At 54.8% G+C, this 15,358-nt stretch carries 30 protein-coding genes; all 30 read left to right on the top strand.

What is annotated here, in order from left to right; genetic code table 11:
- Positions 1 to 248 precede the first annotated feature (248 nt).
- From rplC to rpmE, 30 genes are read left to right on the top strand one after another with little or no spacing between them, the layout of a single operon-like run.
- Positions 249 to 887: a 50S ribosomal protein L3 gene (gene rplC / locus RHH27_RS06275; protein WP_206201515.1), complete on the top strand. Its 639-nt coding sequence runs from the start codon at positions 249 to 251 to the stop codon at positions 885 to 887.
- A 16-nt stretch (positions 888 to 903) separates the two neighbouring features.
- Complete coding sequence (rplD, locus tag RHH27_RS06270; protein ID WP_302676457.1) at positions 904 to 1,536, top strand: 50S ribosomal protein L4; 633 nt, start codon at positions 904 to 906, stop codon at positions 1,534 to 1,536.
- On the top strand, positions 1,529 to 1,831 hold the full coding sequence (locus tag RHH27_RS06265; protein ID WP_206201513.1) for a 50S ribosomal protein L23: 303 nt from the start codon (positions 1,529 to 1,531) through the stop codon (positions 1,829 to 1,831). Before rplD ends, RHH27_RS06265 begins: the two co-directional genes overlap by 8 nt.
- Positions 1,832 to 1,842: 11 nt before the next feature.
- On the top strand, positions 1,843 to 2,709 hold the full coding sequence (gene rplB, locus RHH27_RS06260) for a 50S ribosomal protein L2 (RefSeq protein WP_302676458.1): 867 nt from the start codon (positions 1,843 to 1,845) through the stop codon (positions 2,707 to 2,709).
- Between the two features lie 22 nt (positions 2,710 to 2,731).
- On the top strand, positions 2,732 to 3,010 hold the full coding sequence (gene rpsS / locus RHH27_RS06255) for a 30S ribosomal protein S19 (protein ID WP_011055940.1): 279 nt from the start codon (positions 2,732 to 2,734) through the stop codon (positions 3,008 to 3,010).
- Positions 3,011 to 3,040: 30 nt separating this feature from the next.
- Positions 3,041 to 3,409 carry a 50S ribosomal protein L22 gene (gene rplV / locus RHH27_RS06250; RefSeq protein ID WP_011055941.1) on the top strand — a complete coding sequence of 123 codons (369 nt, stop codon included), beginning with the start codon at positions 3,041 to 3,043 and terminating at the stop codon, positions 3,407 to 3,409.
- Between the two features lie 12 nt (positions 3,410 to 3,421).
- Positions 3,422 to 4,138 (top strand): 30S ribosomal protein S3, encoded by a 717-nt coding sequence (gene rpsC, locus RHH27_RS06245; protein ID WP_149817906.1) that lies wholly within the window; start codon positions 3,422 to 3,424, stop codon positions 4,136 to 4,138.
- 14 nt (positions 4,139 to 4,152) lie between these two features.
- The gene (rplP, locus tag RHH27_RS06240) at positions 4,153 to 4,584 is read left to right on the top strand and encodes a 50S ribosomal protein L16 (protein WP_149817904.1); all 432 of its coding nucleotides are present in this window, start codon (positions 4,153 to 4,155) and stop codon (positions 4,582 to 4,584) included.
- 2 nt (positions 4,585 to 4,586) lie between these two features.
- Complete coding sequence (gene rpmC, locus RHH27_RS06235; protein ID WP_206201511.1) at positions 4,587 to 4,799, top strand: 50S ribosomal protein L29; 213 nt, start codon at positions 4,587 to 4,589, stop codon at positions 4,797 to 4,799.
- The gene (rpsQ, locus tag RHH27_RS06230) at positions 4,799 to 5,047 is read left to right on the top strand and encodes a 30S ribosomal protein S17 (RefSeq protein ID WP_011055945.1); all 249 of its coding nucleotides are present in this window, start codon (positions 4,799 to 4,801) and stop codon (positions 5,045 to 5,047) included. The genes rpmC and rpsQ overlap by 1 nt, the downstream gene beginning before the upstream one ends.
- A gap of 12 nt (positions 5,048 to 5,059) precedes the next feature.
- Positions 5,060 to 5,428 (top strand): 50S ribosomal protein L14, encoded by a 369-nt coding sequence (rplN, locus tag RHH27_RS06225; RefSeq protein WP_149817900.1) that lies wholly within the window; start codon positions 5,060 to 5,062, stop codon positions 5,426 to 5,428.
- Positions 5,428 to 5,781 carry a 50S ribosomal protein L24 gene (gene rplX, locus RHH27_RS06220; RefSeq protein WP_225901675.1) on the top strand — a complete coding sequence of 118 codons (354 nt, stop codon included), beginning with the start codon at positions 5,428 to 5,430 and terminating at the stop codon, positions 5,779 to 5,781. Before rplN ends, rplX begins: the two co-directional genes overlap by 1 nt.
- Positions 5,782 to 5,838: 57 nt before the next feature.
- The gene (rplE, locus tag RHH27_RS06215; RefSeq protein WP_206201510.1) at positions 5,839 to 6,384 is read left to right on the top strand and encodes a 50S ribosomal protein L5; all 546 of its coding nucleotides are present in this window, start codon (positions 5,839 to 5,841) and stop codon (positions 6,382 to 6,384) included.
- A gap of 29 nt (positions 6,385 to 6,413) precedes the next feature.
- The gene (rpsH, locus tag RHH27_RS06210) at positions 6,414 to 6,815 is read left to right on the top strand and encodes a 30S ribosomal protein S8 (protein WP_149817898.1); all 402 of its coding nucleotides are present in this window, start codon (positions 6,414 to 6,416) and stop codon (positions 6,813 to 6,815) included.
- Between the two features lie 18 nt (positions 6,816 to 6,833).
- On the top strand, positions 6,834 to 7,397 hold the full coding sequence (gene rplF / locus RHH27_RS06205; RefSeq protein ID WP_302679109.1) for a 50S ribosomal protein L6: 564 nt from the start codon (positions 6,834 to 6,836) through the stop codon (positions 7,395 to 7,397).
- Positions 7,398 to 7,760 (top strand): 50S ribosomal protein L18, encoded by a 363-nt coding sequence (rplR, locus tag RHH27_RS06200; RefSeq protein WP_302679108.1) that lies wholly within the window; start codon positions 7,398 to 7,400, stop codon positions 7,758 to 7,760. It begins immediately after the preceding gene.
- Between the two features lie 11 nt (positions 7,761 to 7,771).
- Positions 7,772 to 8,296 carry a 30S ribosomal protein S5 gene (gene rpsE / locus RHH27_RS06195; RefSeq protein WP_011055952.1) on the top strand — a complete coding sequence of 175 codons (525 nt, stop codon included), beginning with the start codon at positions 7,772 to 7,774 and terminating at the stop codon, positions 8,294 to 8,296.
- A 13-nt stretch (positions 8,297 to 8,309) separates the two neighbouring features.
- Positions 8,310 to 8,774: a 50S ribosomal protein L15 gene (gene rplO / locus RHH27_RS06190; protein WP_206201507.1), complete on the top strand. Its 465-nt coding sequence runs from the start codon at positions 8,310 to 8,312 to the stop codon at positions 8,772 to 8,774.
- 12 nt (positions 8,775 to 8,786) lie between these two features.
- Positions 8,787 to 10,097, top strand: coding sequence for a preprotein translocase subunit SecY (gene secY / locus RHH27_RS06185; RefSeq protein ID WP_302679107.1), 1,311 nt, complete (start codon positions 8,787 to 8,789; stop codon positions 10,095 to 10,097).
- Positions 10,097 to 10,684: an adenylate kinase gene (locus RHH27_RS06180; protein ID WP_206201505.1), complete on the top strand. Its 588-nt coding sequence runs from the start codon at positions 10,097 to 10,099 to the stop codon at positions 10,682 to 10,684. Before secY ends, RHH27_RS06180 begins: the two co-directional genes overlap by 1 nt.
- Complete coding sequence (gene infA, locus RHH27_RS06175) at positions 10,677 to 10,901, top strand: translation initiation factor IF-1 (protein WP_011055956.1); 225 nt, start codon at positions 10,677 to 10,679, stop codon at positions 10,899 to 10,901. Before RHH27_RS06180 ends, infA begins: the two co-directional genes overlap by 8 nt.
- A gap of 60 nt (positions 10,902 to 10,961) precedes the next feature.
- The gene (rpmJ, locus tag RHH27_RS06170; RefSeq protein WP_011055957.1) at positions 10,962 to 11,075 is read left to right on the top strand and encodes a 50S ribosomal protein L36; all 114 of its coding nucleotides are present in this window, start codon (positions 10,962 to 10,964) and stop codon (positions 11,073 to 11,075) included.
- A 33-nt stretch (positions 11,076 to 11,108) separates the two neighbouring features.
- The gene (gene rpsM / locus RHH27_RS06165; RefSeq protein WP_024125578.1) at positions 11,109 to 11,489 is read left to right on the top strand and encodes a 30S ribosomal protein S13; all 381 of its coding nucleotides are present in this window, start codon (positions 11,109 to 11,111) and stop codon (positions 11,487 to 11,489) included.
- 42 nt (positions 11,490 to 11,531) lie between these two features.
- Complete coding sequence (gene rpsK / locus RHH27_RS06160) at positions 11,532 to 11,924, top strand: 30S ribosomal protein S11 (protein ID WP_011055959.1); 393 nt, start codon at positions 11,532 to 11,534, stop codon at positions 11,922 to 11,924.
- 29 nt (positions 11,925 to 11,953) lie between these two features.
- The gene (locus tag RHH27_RS06155) at positions 11,954 to 12,919 is read left to right on the top strand and encodes a DNA-directed RNA polymerase subunit alpha (protein WP_206201504.1); all 966 of its coding nucleotides are present in this window, start codon (positions 11,954 to 11,956) and stop codon (positions 12,917 to 12,919) included.
- A gap of 22 nt (positions 12,920 to 12,941) precedes the next feature.
- A complete protein-coding gene (gene rplQ / locus RHH27_RS06150; protein WP_206201503.1) occupies positions 12,942 to 13,292 on the top strand; it encodes a 50S ribosomal protein L17 in 351 nt (116 codons plus the stop codon).
- Between the two features lie 6 nt (positions 13,293 to 13,298).
- The gene (truA, locus tag RHH27_RS06145) at positions 13,299 to 14,153 is read left to right on the top strand and encodes a tRNA pseudouridine(38-40) synthase TruA (protein WP_206201502.1); all 855 of its coding nucleotides are present in this window, start codon (positions 13,299 to 13,301) and stop codon (positions 14,151 to 14,153) included.
- A gap of 16 nt (positions 14,154 to 14,169) precedes the next feature.
- Positions 14,170 to 14,628: a 50S ribosomal protein L13 gene (gene rplM, locus RHH27_RS06140; RefSeq protein ID WP_206201501.1), complete on the top strand. Its 459-nt coding sequence runs from the start codon at positions 14,170 to 14,172 to the stop codon at positions 14,626 to 14,628.
- A 1-nt stretch (position 14,629) separates the two neighbouring features.
- Complete coding sequence (rpsI, locus tag RHH27_RS06135) at positions 14,630 to 15,043, top strand: 30S ribosomal protein S9 (RefSeq protein WP_149817876.1); 414 nt, start codon at positions 14,630 to 14,632, stop codon at positions 15,041 to 15,043.
- 39 nt (positions 15,044 to 15,082) lie between these two features.
- Positions 15,083 to 15,358 (top strand): 50S ribosomal protein L31, encoded by a 276-nt coding sequence (gene rpmE / locus RHH27_RS06130; protein WP_149817874.1) that lies wholly within the window; start codon positions 15,083 to 15,085, stop codon positions 15,356 to 15,358.

Below are 15,358 nucleotides of genomic sequence, written 5' to 3'. Positions count from 1 at the left end.
CAACCCCCTTAAGTCCTTGGTTCCACTGATCCAGGGGTGGCAGCGTGTTCGCAACTTGCAATCATAGCCTTGCCATCTTTACCTGTGCCTGTCCTTGATCAACGATGGATGCGCCTTGAGCGTCATCGTCTTGACCGTGTAACTGCTGGGTCAATCCACCATTCCTAACTGTAGGAATCTGCCGAGGTGTAGCCTACGGGCTGCCTCTCGCTGTTTTGTTGTGATTCGTATTTTTAAGGAACGCGATCGTGACAGTTGGTATTTTAGGGACAAAGTTGGGCATGACCCAAATCTTTGACGAGGCGGGTCGATCTGTCCCCATTACGGTGGTACAAGCGGGGCCGTGTCCGATCACACAAATCAAAACCCCCCAAACCGACGGCTACACGGCCATTCAAGTGGCCTACGGCGAAGTGCGGCAGAAAAACCTGAGTCGCCCCGAGCGCGGCCACCTCAACAAATCGCAAACGCCCCCCATGCGTCATCTGCGGGAATTTCGCCTCGAAGATGCCTCTGCCTATCAATTGGGTCAGGCCATCACCGTTGATATTTTTAGTCCGGGGCAGCTTGTGGATGTCCACGGCACCAGCATTGGCCGAGGCTTTGCGGGCTATCAAAAACGCCACAATTTTAAGCGCGGTCCAATGGCGCATGGCTCGAAAAACCACCGTCTGCCCGGTTCCACTGGGGCAGGAACCACCCCGGGTCGGGTTTTCCCCGGCAAGCGGATGGCCGGTCGCATGGGCAATACGGCAGTCACCATTCGCAAATTGCAGGTGGTGCGCGTTGATCCTGAGCGCAACTTAATCCTGATCAAAGGGGCACTACCGGGTAAACCGGGGGCACTGGTGAGCATTACCCCCGCCAAGGTTGTCGGTCGCAAATAAGGGCTGGAGAGTAGTTATGGTTGCATGTGTGGTTAAAGACTGGCAGGGTGCCGACAGTGGTGAAGCCACCCTTGATCTAACGACGGCAAAACCGGAAACCGCCAGTCATATTGTTCATCGTGCCCTTGTGCGGCAGTTAGCCAATGCTCGGCAGGGAACCGTTTCCACCAAAACCCGTGCCGAAGTGCGCGGCGGCGGTCGCAAACCTTGGCGGCAAAAAGGAACAGGGCGTGCCCGTGCTGGTTCGATTCGTTCTCCCCTCTGGCGGGGTGGCGGTGTGATCTTTGGTCCTAAGCCCCGCGACTACAGCCAAAAAATGAATCGTAAGGAGCGGCGGCTTGCCCTGCGCACAGCCCTGATGAGCCGCGTTGAAGACTTGATTGTGGTTCAAGACTTTGCCGATCACTTGCCCCGTCCCAAAACCAAGGAACTGGTGACGGCGCTGCAACGCTGGGGCATTGAGCCAGAGCAAAAGGTGCTGCTACTGGTGGAAGACATTGCCGAAATGGTGGCACTCTCGGCGCGAAATGTGCCCACCCTGAAACTCCTGCGTGCCGATCAATTGAATGTTTTTGATTTACTCTATGCCGATCGCATTGTTGCCACCACTGGCGCGATCGCCAAAATTCAGGAGGTGTACGGTGACTAAAGTCCAACCCCGCGCCCTTGCGGATCTCATCAAGCGCCCCATCATCACAGAGAAGGCCACGATTTTATTGGAAAACAATCAATACAGCTTCGATGTAGACCGGCGCGCCACCAAACCGCAAATCAAGGCTGCGATTGAAGAACTCTTTAACGTCAAAGTTACAGCAGTGAATACCTATCATCTGCCCCCTAAAGAGCGCCGTGTGGGTCGGTTTGTTGGTCATCGTCCTCGCTACAAGCGGGCGATCGTCACCCTTGCCCCCGACAGCAAGATCGTTCTCTTCCCCGAAGTTTAACGGAGTAGATCATGGGCATTCGCGTTTACCGACCCTACACCCCTGGCGTTCGCCAAAAAACTGTTTCTGACTTTGCTGAAATTACCACCGACAAGCCCGAAAAGTCGCTGACCCGTGGCTTCAAGCGCGACAAAGGCCGCAACAATCGCGGTGTCATTACCAGTCGGCGGCGGGGGGGTGGCCACAAGCGTCGCTATCGTATTGTGGATTTTCGCCGCAGTAGCAAGCTCAATGTCCCCGCCAAAGTGGCAACTGTGGAGTACGATCCCAACCGCAATGCCCGCATTGCCCTGCTCCACTATCGCGATGGCGAGAAACGCTACATCATCCATCCTCGAGATTTGACCCCCGGCACCGAGGTTATTGCCAGTCCCGATGCCCCTATTGAAGTGGGTAACTCCCTTCCTCTGGGCAAAATTCCCTTGGGTACCAGTGTGCACAATGTGGAAATTATCCCCGGTCGCGGTGCGCAAATGGTGCGAGCTGCTGGTGCGATGGCACAAGTAGTGGCCAAAGAAGGGGATATGGTCACCCTCAAGCTTCCCTCGGGTGAAGTGCGGCTCTTCCGCAAGGAGTGCTATGCCACTATTGGCCAAGTGGGGAATGTTGAAGCCAACAACATCAGCTTAGGGAAAGCGGGTCGCAATCGCTGGAAAGGTCGTCGTCCGAAGGTGCGCGGTTCGGTGATGAACCCGGTGGATCACCCCCACGGTGGGGGTGAAGGACGCGCCCCCATTGGTCGTCCTGGGCCTGTCACGCCTTGGGGTAAACCCACCCTTGGCTACAAAACTCGCAAGAAGAAAAAACTCAGCGATGCTCTCATCGTGCGGCGTCGTAAGAAGTCTTCCAAGCGGGGTCGCGGTGGTCGTCAGTCTTAGGTTTTTGCGGAGAAGTTAGGTTATGGGACGTTCATTAAAAAAAGGCCCCTTTGTGGCGGATCATCTCTTACGCAAGATTGAAGCCCTCAATGAGCGCAATGCCAAGGAAGTGATCAAAACGTGGTCGCGTGCCTCAACGATTGTGCCAGAAATGATTGGCCACACGATCGCCGTCCACAACGGCAAGCAGCACGTGCCCGTGTACATCACTGAGCAGATGGTGGGTCACAAACTGGGGGAATTTGCCCCCACCCGCAACTTCCGCAGTCATGTTAAGGGCGATAAAAAAGCCCGCCATTGATTCTCTTGTTCGCGTCTGGGATAGCCGTCTATGGTTTCTACCTCTTCTCCTACTGCCCGTGCCTGCGCCAAGTATGTCCGCATGTCACCCCACAAGGTGCGGCGGGTACTGGATCAACTGCGGGGTCGCACCTACCGCGATGCCCTGATTATGCTGCGCTTTATGCCCTATCGTGCCTGTGAGCCGATTACAAAGGTCTTGCGATCGGCGGCAGCCAATGCCACCCACAATTTAGGCTTGGATCCCGCCACCTTGGTAATTAGTCAAGCCTATGCCGATCAAGGGCCTTGCCTGAAGCGGTTTCGCCCTCGCGCCCAGGGCCGCGCTTACCAAATTCGCAAGCCCACCTGCCACATCACGATTGCTGTGGCGCCCCAAAACACTGCTGACGAATCGTAGAAGGATACCACCGTGGGACAGAAGATTCACCCAATTGGCTTTCGCCTCGGCATTACACAAGAACATCGCTCCCGCTGGTACGCCGATAGCGATCGCTATCCTGAGCTATTACAGGAGGATCACCGCATCCGCACGTTTATTAACAAGCAACTGGCCAACGCTGGCATTGCGGAAGTGCGCATTGAGCGCAAAGCGGATCAAGTGGAGTTGCAAATTCGCACCGCTCGTCCCGGCGTCGTCGTTGGTAAAGGCGGCCAAGGGATTGAGGAACTGCGCAAGCAACTGCGGCAGATGCTCCCTAGCAACCGCACGATCAAAGTGAACGTGGTGGAAGTCAACCGTGTCGATGCTGAGGCCAGCCTCTTGGCGGAATACATCACCCAGCAACTAGAGCGACGGGTGGCCTTCCGACGCGCCGTGCGCCAAGCCATTCAGCGGGCACAGCGAGCAGGCATTGAGGGGATCAAAGTCCAAGTGGCGGGTCGCCTGAATGGGGCGGAAATTGCCCGTACCGAGTGGACACGGGAGGGTCGCGTTCCTCTGCATACCCTACGGGCAGACATTGACTATGCCTACCGCACCGCCCGCACAATCTACGGCATTTTGGGCGTGAAAGTGTGGATCTTCAAAGGTGAGGTACTGCCGGGACAAACCGAAGCCGTAACACGGGAACCCAGTCGCCGCAGTCCCCAACGCCGCCTACCCCAATTTGAAAATCGCTCTAACTAACAGGGAAGCCAGCGATGTTAAGTCCAAAGCGTACAAAATTTCGCAAACAGCAGCGGGGTCGCATGACGGGGGTTGCCAGTCGCGGTAACTCTATCCACTTTGGCGACTATGCCCTTCAAGCCCTTGAACCCGCTTGGATCACCTCACGGCAAATTGAGGCTGGCCGTCGTGCCATGACCCGCTATATCCGCCGCGGTGGCAAAATCTGGATTCGCATTTTCCCCGATAAGCCCGTGACAATGCGGCCTGCCGAAACGCGGATGGGGTCAGGGAAAGGCTCACCGGAATACTGGGTGGCAGTGGTCAAACCCGGTCGCATTATGTATGAAATTGCCGGTGTGCCGGAGGCGGTTGCCCGCGAAGCCATGCGCCTTGCTGCCTACAAAATGCCGATCAAGACCCGTTTTCTGGTGCGCAATCAAGAAGAGGAACAACAGGAGGGTTAAGAATGGCACTGACAAAAATGAAAGACCTGCGGGAACTGAGTGATCAAGAGGTGAGCGATCGCATTGCCGCCATTAAAAAAGAACTCTTTGATCTCCGCTTCAAAAAAGCCACCCGCCAAGAGGTCAAGCCCCATCAATTTAAGCATCTGCGCCACGAGTTGGCACAGCTTTTAACCCTTGAGAATGAACGTCGCCGCAGTGGAGGCCAAGACTAATGGCAGTTAAAGAACGTGTTGGCGTCGTCGTCAGCGACAAAATGCAAAAAACCGTCGTCGTTGCCGTCGAAAACCGCGCCCCCCACCCCAAGTACGGCAAAATTGTCGTCAAAACCCGCCGCTACAAAGCCCATGATGAAAATAACGAAGCCAAAGTGGGCGATCGCGTGCGCATTCGGGAAACCCGTCCCCTGAGTCGCACCAAGCGTTGGGTCATTGCCGAGATTCTCAGTCCTCGCACTGCCTAAGGAGAGCCAGCCATGATTCAACAGGAAACCTATCTCAACGTTGCCGACAATAGCGGCGCCAAAAAGCTCCTCTGCATCCGTGTGCTCGGCGGCGGTAACCGTCGCTACGGCAGTGTCGGCGATGTGATCATTGCCACCGTCAAAGATGCCACCCCCAATATGGCCGTGAAAAAATCCGATGTGGTTCGCGCTGTCATTGTGCGCACCCGCAAAACCATCCGCCGTGAAAGTGGCATGAGCATTCGCTTTGATGACAATGCCGCTGTCTTGATCAACCAAGAGGGTAACCCTCGCGGTACCCGTGTCTTTGGTCCTGTGGCTCGTGAACTGCGGGATAAAAACTTTACGAAAATTGTTTCATTGGCACCGGAGGTACTCTAATGGCGGCCAAGAAAGCAAACAAAAAGCCAGTGCGCTATCGCATGCACGTGAAAAAAGGGGACACGGTTCAAGTCATCGCTGGCAGCGACAAAGCTAAAGTCGGCGAAGTCCTTGCGGTCTTCCCCAAAACCAGTCAGGTGATTGTCAAAGGGGTGAACCTGAAAACCAAACATGTGAAGCCCCGCCAAGAGGGAGAATCCGGCCAAATCATCACCAAGGAGGCTCCCATCTACAGTTGTAAAGTGATGCTCTACTCCACCAAGCACAACGTGGCCAGCCGCATCTGTTACACCTACACCGAAGATGGCCGTAAGGTGCGGATGCTCAAGAAAACTGGCGAAATCATTGATTAGGTCTAACCCGTTTTCCCTCTCTGACCCAGCCCAGAGAATGCCCCTAGGAGAAGCCCCATGTCCCAACGCCTCAAAGATCACTACAACAAAACCGTTGTGCCGCAGCTCATGCAGCAGTTTCAGTACAAAAACATTCACCAAGTCCCCAAGATTGTCAAAATAACCGTCAACCGCGGTCTGGGGGAAGCGGCGCAAAATGCCAAAGCCCTTGAAGCCACCATTGCCGAAATTGCCACGATTACGGGACAAAAGCCCGTGGTCACCCGCGCCAAGAAGGCGATCGCTGGCTTCAAAATTCGCAAAGGCATGCCCGTTGGTGTGGCCGTGACGCTGCGATCCGATCGCATGTATGCCTTTTTGGATCGCTTGATTAACTTGGCACTGCCACGGATCCGTGACTTTCGCGGTGTCAACCCCAAAAGCTTTGATGGCCGGGGCAACTACACCCTAGGTTTGCGCGAGCAACTGATTTTCCCCGAAGTCAACTACGACGACATTGATCAAATTCGCGGCATGGATGTCTCAATCATCACCACTGCCAATACTGATGAAGAAGGACGCGCCCTGCTCAAAGCAATGGGCATGCCGTTCCGTGAGAACTAACGCCGGAGGCAGATTTTTAAGGAGCAACTATGGCAGTAAATGACACGATTGGCGATATGCTAACTCGCATCCGCAACGCAAACCTTGCGCGTCATCAAACCACCACCATTCCGGCCACGCGCATGACCCGCAGTATTGCGCAGGTGCTGAAAGCGGAAGGGTTTATTCGCGATTTTGAAGAGCAAGGGGACGGCATCAAACGGCATCTTGTGGTTTCCCTAAAATATCGCGGTAAGCAGCGCCAGCCGATTATTACTGCGCTCAAGCGGGTGAGCAAACCCGGTCTGCGCGTCTATGCCAATTCCCGTGAGTTGCCCCGAGTGCTCGGTGGTATCGGCATTGCCATCATCTCCACCTCTAGCGGCATCATGACTGATCGCGAGGCACGGAAGCAGGGCATTGGCGGCGAAGTACTCTGTTACGTTTGGTAAGCTCGGAGGAAGTCCCACATGTCTCGTATTGGCAAGCGTCCCATCCCCCTGCCAAAGAATGTTACCCTCACCCTAGACGGGCAGCAAGTCACGGTCAAAGGCCCCAAGGGTCAACTGAGTCGGGTTTTTCCGCCCGAGGTGAATGTTGCCCAAGAGGGCGAAAATATTGTTGTCAAACGCCGCGATGATTCTCGACCTGCTAAAGAACGCCACGGCCTCTGCCGTACGCTATTGGCCAACATGGTGGAAGGCGTCTCCCAAGGGTTTACGAAAAAGCTGGAAATTCAAGGGGTTGGTTACCGCGCCCAACTCCAAGGCAAAACCCTTGTCCTCAGTATGGGCTACAGCCACCCCGTTGAGATTGTGCCACCCGAGGGCATTACCCTAGAAATTGAGGACAACCAAGGTAAAAAAGTGCAGCAGGGCACGATTGTCCTTGTCAGTGGCATTGATAAAGAACTAGTCGGCAACACCTCTGCCCGTATTCGCGCCGTACGTCCCCCTGAACCCTACAAAGGCAAGGGCATTCGCTATATGGGTGAATTTGTGCGTCGTAAAGTTGGTAAGACAGGGAAGAAATAGATGAAACAAACTCGTACTGCGGCTCGCCAAAGTCGGCATCAGCGCATTCGCCGCAAAGTCAAAGGTACCAGCGATCGCCCCCGCCTCGCTGTCTTTCGTTCTCATCAGCACATCTATGCTCAGGTGATTGATGACACCCAGCACCATACCCTCGTGGCTGCTTCCAGTGTTGAGCCAGAACTGCGGCAAAAGCTGGGGGATGGCAGCACCTGTGCTGCCTCTATTGAAGTGGGGCGACTAATTGCAGAGCGTGCCAAAGCCGCTGGCATTGAGCGCGTTGTCTTTGATCGCGGTGGCAATCTCTACCATGGTCGTGTCAAGGCCTTGGCGGATGCCGCCCGTGAAGCTGGACTAGACTTTTAGAGGATGACCCGATGGCAAATCGTCGTAAAAACCCCCGCAAAGTTGAAAAAGAAACCGACTGGCAAGAGCGGGTCGTCCAGATCCGCCGCGTCTCCAAAGTAGTCAAAGGCGGTAAGAAACTGAGCTTCCGCGCCATTGTGGTTGTTGGCAACGAGCGTGGCCAAGTGGGTGTGGGCGTCGGTAAGGCTGCCGATGTCATTGGTGCGGTGCGCAAAGGTGTGGCCGATGGCAAAAAGCACCTGATTGATGTCCCGATCACCAAGTCCAACTCTATTCCCCACCCCACTTTTGGCGAAGGCGGTGCTGCCCGCGTCATGATTCGCCCCGCTGCACCGGGAACCGGGGTAATTGCTGGTGGCTCTGTGCGCACCGTTCTAGAACTAGCAGGGGTACGCAACGTGCTGGCCAAACAACTAGGCTCCAGCAACCCCCTCAACAATGCCCGCGCCGCCCTCGAAGCCCTTGCGGCCTTGCGCACCTTCCAAGAAGTTGCCGAGGAGCGGGAAATCCCCATTGAAAACCTCTATAGCAAATAGGTAGGAGTTGTCCATGCGGTTTCAAGATCTGCACCCCCAAGCGGGATCGCGACGACGCAAACGGCGGATTGGTCGGGGCATTGCCGCAGGTCAAGGGGCAAGTGGTGGCTTTGGGATGCGCGGGCAAAAATCCCGTTCTGGTCGCCCCACCCGTCCCGGCTTTGAAGGCGGTCAAAACCCCCTCTACCGTCGTCTCCCCAAACTCAAGCACTTTCCCCTCGTCAACCGGAAGGTTTACACTACGATCAACGTGGGTCGTCTTAATACCCTACCCGCCAATAGTGTAGTGACGGTTGAGTCTCTCCTTGAGACTGGCATTCTCACCACCGCCAAATATCCCCTCAAAGTGCTGGGGGATGGTGAGCTAAACGTCAAGCTAGAGGTTCATGCCGCTGCCTTTAGTGGCAGTGCCCGCAGCAAGATTGAAGCTGCTGGTGGGGTATGTGTGGAGACCTCCGTTGCTGCCGACAGTGAATAGAGGAACCCCAATATGATTGTGAATCGCGGCAAGGCACCCACTGCCCAAGAAACCTTTATGCAGATGGCTCAAGCGGCTGGTCTGCGGGGTCGACTCCTGATCACCATTGGGCTATTGATCTTGGTACGGCTGGGGATTTATCTACCCATTCCGGGGATCGATCGCGCCGTTTTTGCCCAGAGCGTCCAAGATAATGCCGTGATTCGCTTCCTCGACATCTTTTCAGGCGGTGGCCTCTCTGCCCTTGGGATTTTTGCCCTCGGCATTCTGCCCTATATTAACGCCTCCATCATCATGCAATTGCTGACTGCTGCTCTCCCCTCCTTGGAGCGGCTGCAAAAGGATGAGGGAGAAGCCGGCCGCCGCAAAATTTCCCAAATTACTCGCTACGTGGCTGTGGGCTGGGCAGTTCTGCAAAGTTTTGGCATTGCCATTTTTGTCAGTTCCATTCCCGGTGCGGCTTTGCATCCGGGGGCGTGGTTTGTTGCTGAAATTGTCATTGGCCTGACCGCTGGCTCAATGGTGGTGATGTGGATTTCGGAATTGATTACTGAGCGGGGCGTGGGTAATGGAGCCTCACTCTTGATCTTTTTGAGCATTGTTGCCTACTTGCCTGCCTCAGTGGGTCAGACGATCGCCCTCGCCGAAAGTGGGGGCAATATTGGCGGCATCGTTATTTTGGTGGCCGTCTTTTTGGCCATGATTGTCGGCATTGTCTTTGTGCAAGAGGGGACTCGCCGCATCCCCATTGTTTCGGCACGTCGCCAAGTGGGGCGCAAACTCTACCGCGAGCAAACCAGTTACCTGCCCCTGCGCTTAAACCAAGGGGGGGTGATGCCAATTATCTTTGCCTCAGCGGTACTCATTCTGCCTTCCACCTTGGCGCAGTTTACCCGCAACGAACTCGTGGCACGACTGGCCAGCTATGTTTCCCCCGCAGGTCCTACCCCATGGGCATATGTGATTTTCTACTTGCTCTTGATTCTCTTCTTTAGCTACTTTTACGCTTCTTTGATTGTTAACCCTGTGGATATGTCCCAAAACCTGAAAAAGATGGGCGCTAGTATTCCGGGAATTCGACCGGGGAAAGCCACCTCTGATTACCTAGAGCGGGTTCTCAACCGCCTGACATTCCTAGGGGCGATCTTTTTGGGTCTGGTGGCGATTATTCCCACGGCAGTCGAAAGTGCAACCAAAGTAACAACATTTCAAGGGCTGGGGGCGACCTCCCTGTTGATCTTGGTGGGGGTGGCCATTGACACCTCAAAACAGATTCAAACCTATGTGATTTCACAACGTTATGAGGGGATGGTGAAGCAGTAATGCGCTTAATTTTGTTTGGCGGCCCTGGTTCGGGCAAAGGGACACAGGCAGCAATTCTGACCACACTTTTGGGGATTCCCCATATTTCTACAGGGGATATTCTGCGGGCAGAGCGAGCTGCGGGCACCCCCCTCGGTCAACAGGCTCAAAGCTACATGGATCGCGGTGAACTGGTACCGGATCAGGTGATTGTGGATATGGTGGCCAATCGCTTGCAACAGCCAGATACGGCTGCGGGTTGGCTTTTGGACGGTTTTCCCCGCAATGTGGTACAAGCAGCAGTCTTTGAGGAGATGCTCAAAAGCATTCACCAAGACTATGATTACTTGCTCTTCTTAGATGTGCCTGCTGCGATTCTCCAGGAACGCGCCCTCAAGCGTGCTCAGCAAGCGGCCAATGGTCAGCAGCGCTCCGATGATACCCCTGAAACCATCCTCAAGCGGGTACAGGTCTATGAGCGGGAAACCCTACCGATGATTCAACAGTACATGAGTCATCCCAAGTTTGTGCACATTGATGGAACACGTACGATCGAAGAGGTAACTGCTGCCATTCAAGCACGTATTGGGGAGGTGAACCGTGTCTAAACAGGATGCTATTGAAATTGAAGGGACAGTGACCGAGTCATTGCCCAACGCCATGTTTCGGGTGGATCTGGACAATGGCTTTAATGTCCTTGCCCATATTTCCGGTAAGATTCGCCGCAACTACATCAAAATTTTGCCGGGCGATCGCGTGAAGGTTGAATTGACCCCCTATGACCTGACCAAGGGGCGGATTACCTATCGCCTGCGCAAAAAGTAGTTTGATCTTTGTTGGCCACTCTGCTAAGATATAAAATTTGCGACTACATGAGCAACTGATATGAAAGTAAGAGCATCGGTACGGCGTATTTGTGAAAAATGCCGCGTCATTCGGCGACGTGGTCGGGTCATGGTGATCTGCACCAATCCGAAGCACAAGCAGCGCCAAGGGTAACCCACTGTTGTTGCACACATAGGAACTAGATTCATGGCTCGTATTGCTGGTGTTGATTTACCCCGCGACAAACGCATTGAAATTGCCCTCACCTACATCTATGGCATCGGCTTGACCCGCTCCAAGGAAATTTTGGCAAAAACGGGTGTTAACCCAGATACCCGCACTCGCGATTTGACGGATGCCGATATTGCGGCACTGCGGGCTGCGATTGACGAGTACCAAGTGGAAGGGGATCTGCGCCGTCTCGAGGCCATGAATATCAAGCGGCTCATGGACATTGGCTGCTACCGCGGGCGGCGGCATCGCCTTGGATTGCCGGTTCGTGGTCAGCGCACCCGTACCAATGCGCGCACCCGTCGTGGTGGTCGCCGCACTGTGGCGGGTAAGAAAAAACCCGCTGCTAAGAAATAAATTTTTCCGCTCCTGCTACCTGATTCACGGTTTGGATAGATTATGGCACCCTCTGCAAAACGCTCTGGCCCTCGTAAGCAAAAGCGCAATGTCCCCAGTGGCGTTGCCCACATTCAGTCCACATTTAATAACACGATTGTCTCAATTACCGACCCCAATGGTGAGGTGATTGCTTGGGCCTCCGCTGGCTCCAGTGGTTTCAAAGGTGCCAAAAAAGGCACACCCTTTGCAGCTCAAACTGCTGCTGATAATGCAGCTCGCCGTGCCATTGATCAGGGAATGCGGCAAATTGAGGTCATGGTGAGTGGTCCCGGTTCTGGTCGCGAGACAGCGATTCGGGCGTTGCAAGCCGCAGGTCTAGAAATTACCCTCATTCGGGATGTGACCCCCATTCCCCACAATGGTTGCCGTCCCCCCAAACGGCGGCGGGTTTAGGTTCGTTTGGGTCACTTGGGAGCACAGTTATGGCATATCAAATTGAATGTTTGGAAACACGGGTTGAGGAGGATCAAGGGCAGTACGGCCAATTTGCGCTGTACCCCCTCGCCCCCGGTCAAGGGATTACGGTGGGGAATGCCCTGCGGCGGGTTCTTCTTGCCAACTTACCCGGTAGTGCCGTGACAGCGGTGCGCATTGCCGGTGTGAATCATGAGTTTTCAACAATTCCCGGTGTGCGCGAAGATGTCATGGACATTTTGCTGCAAATGAAGCAGTTGGTGATTCGCAGCCACACCTCAGAACCCCAAATGGGTCGCCTTTTTGCCCAAGCCCCTGAGAATGAGCCATTGACGGTTACTGCTGGCATGGTGCAACTTGGCTCTGAAGTGGAAGTGGTCAACCCCAACCACTATATTGCCACGCTGATGCCGGGGGCAACCTTGGAGATGGAATTCAAGATTGAACAGGATCGTGGCTATCGCTCGGTGGAGCGGGTACGGGACGATCGCCTTGCCTTGGACTATCTGCAATTGGATGCGGTCTTTATGCCCGTGCGGCGGGTCAACTATACCGTTGATTCGGTGCGCAGTGCGGGTGCAGAGGGCGATCGCCAGCTCCAAGACTATCTAAAACTGGAAATCTGGACGAATGGCAGCTTGACCCCCCAAGATGCCCTCAATCAGGCGGCAACGATTCTCGTGGATCTCTTTAGCCCCTTGAAGGAAGTGCCCCTGCACACCTCTGAGGCCACCACCACCGATGAGCATGACGAAACGGGACAAATTCCCATTGAGCAACTCAATTTGTCGGTGCGTGCCTACAACTGTCTCAAGCGTGCCCAAGTCAATACGGTCGCTGACCTCCTTGAGTATTCCCAAGAAGAGCTACTGGAGATCAAAAACTTCGGTCAAAAGTCTGCCGAAGAAGTGATCGAAGCACTGCAAAAACACTTGGGCATTACGCTACCGCCCCAAAAAGCTGCCCGTAACTAGAGAGATTGAATGAGGTTTGTCTATGCGTCACCAACGTCGGGTTCCCCAGCTAGGACTGCCAGCCGATCAACGAAAAGCACTGCTGCGGGCACTGACCACTGAATTGATTCGCCATGGCCGCATTACCACCACCAAAGCGCGGGCAAAGGCGGTACGCGCAGAGGCGGAGCGGATGATCACCTTGGCAAAGGATGGCTCCTTGGCGGCACGGCGGCGTGCTCTTGGCTATCTCTACGATAAGCAACTGGTGCATGCTCTGTTTGCCCAAGCTCCAGAGCGCTATGGCGATCGCAAGGGTGGCTATACCCGCATTATCCGCAGTGTGCGGCGGCGAGGTGATAATGCCGAATTGGCGGTCATTGAACTGGTGTAGCAGGCAATGATGACGGCGATCGCACCTCCTCAGAGCGGCCAACGCTTGGCACTGCTTATTCAGTACCAGGGCACCCATTTCCACGGCTGGCAACGGCAGGTGGGACAGCGCACAGTACAGGAGGTGATTGAGCAGGCGATCGCCAGTGTTGTCAATCATCCCGTCTCTGTTGTCGCAGCCGGTCGCACCGATACAGGGGTTCATGCTGCTGGTCAAGTGGCTCACGTCACGGTCAACTCGCCCATTCCCGTTCATCGTTGGCCGGGGATTCTCAATGCTCGCTTGCCTGCCGATGTGGTGATTCGTGCGGCGGCGGTGGTGCCCGATCACTGGCATGCCCGTTTCTCGGCGCTGTGGCGTCGCTATCGCTATACCCTCTATACCGATCCCTGCCCCAATATCTTTCTGCGCCCTTGGACATGGCACTACTACTATGCCCCTTTGGATGTGGAAAAAATGGCAGCCGTGCTTCAGCCATTGTTGGGGCGGCATCACCTCAGTGCCTTTCACCGTTCGGGCTCGAATCGTGCCCATTCTTGGGTGGAGGTGCAGGCGGTGAGCTGCCAGCGGCGCGGTGCCCTTGTGGAAATTGAGGTGCAAGCTTCGGGGTTTCTCTACGGCATGATGCGCCTGTTGGTGGGACTCTTGGTACAGGTGGGGCAAGGCCAGCGATCGCCCGCCAGTTTTACGGAAATTTGGCAGCAGGAGCAACGCCACCTCGTCAAGTATGCTGCCCCCCCTGTAGGCCTTTGTCTATTGGGGGTGGGTTATCCTGAATCGCCTTTCCCCCTTGCCCTGTGCACCGAGGCGATGCCCCAGTTTCAGTTAGCCTCCATTAGCCCTGAATTGTCCATTGCATAGAATCATGGAGTTTGTGATGACCAGTACCGTAAAGACACCACTGCCCGCCGTGGATGACCTTGCTCCCCAGTGGTATGTCATTGATGCCGCTGATCAACGCTTGGGTCGGCTAGCCGCAGCAATTGCCCGTATTCTCAGGGGTAAAAACAAAGCCATTTACACCCCCCACATGGACACGGGTGACTTTGTGATTGTCATCAATGCCGAGAAAGTCACCGTCACCGGCAGAAAACGCTCCCAAAAACTCTACCGTCGTCACTCGGGACGCCCCGGCGGCATGAAAATTGAAACCTTTGATCAACTGCAAGCCCGCATTCCCGAGCGGATTATTGAGCATGCTGTCAAAGGGATGCTGCCGAAAAATTCCCTTGGCCGTAAACTCTTTACCAAGCTGAAAGTTTATGCTGGGCCAGAGCATCCCCACCAAGCGCAAAAACCCCAGCCTTTGACCATTAACACGATTCCGGGAGCCTAACATGCAGATTGCTGATCAGTCTAAGCGGGTAGTTTATTTGGGAACCGGTCGCCGTAAGTCGGCGGTGGCACGGGTGCGCCTGATCCCCGGTAGCGGTCAACTGTTGATCAATGGCCGCAATGGGGCTGACTACCTGCAAAACAACCCCACCTATCTCAACTTGGTGAAAGCCCCCCTTGAAACCCTTGGCCTTGAAAGTAGCTATGATATTTATGTCAATGCCACGGGGGGTGGTTTGACGGGGCAAGCAGATGCCATTCGTTTAGGGATTGCCCGCGCCCTGTGTCAACTGGACATCGAAAACCGCAAGCCGCTGAAAACGGAAGGCTATCTCACCCGCGATCCCCGTGCCAAGGAGCGGCGTAAATACGGTCTGCGCAAAGCCCGCAAAGCCCCCCAATACTCAAAACGTTAGGATTTTCGTCTTTTACTTCTCGTTTGTGGTGAGACGCCTATGCCAAAACCGAACATTCATCCCCAGTGGTATCCCGAAGCCAAAGTCTATTGTGACGGTGAAGTAGTGATGACCGTGGGTTCCACGAAACCCGAACTGCACGTGGATATCTGGTCAGGCAACCATCCCTTCTTCACGGGTACTCAGAAAATCGTTGACGCTGAAGGGCGGGTGGAACGCTTCCGCCGGAAATACAGCGGTGCCAAACCCCAGCAAACTGCTAAAGGGAAAAAAGCTGCCGCTAAACCTGCACCCAAAACCAACAAAAAGGGCTAA

This window comes from Thermosynechococcus sp. PP555, from assembly GCF_031583225.1.
Lineage (GTDB): Bacteria > Cyanobacteriota > Cyanobacteriia > Thermosynechococcales > Thermosynechococcaceae > Thermosynechococcus.
This window is presented reverse-complemented; position numbering and strand designations above follow the sequence as displayed.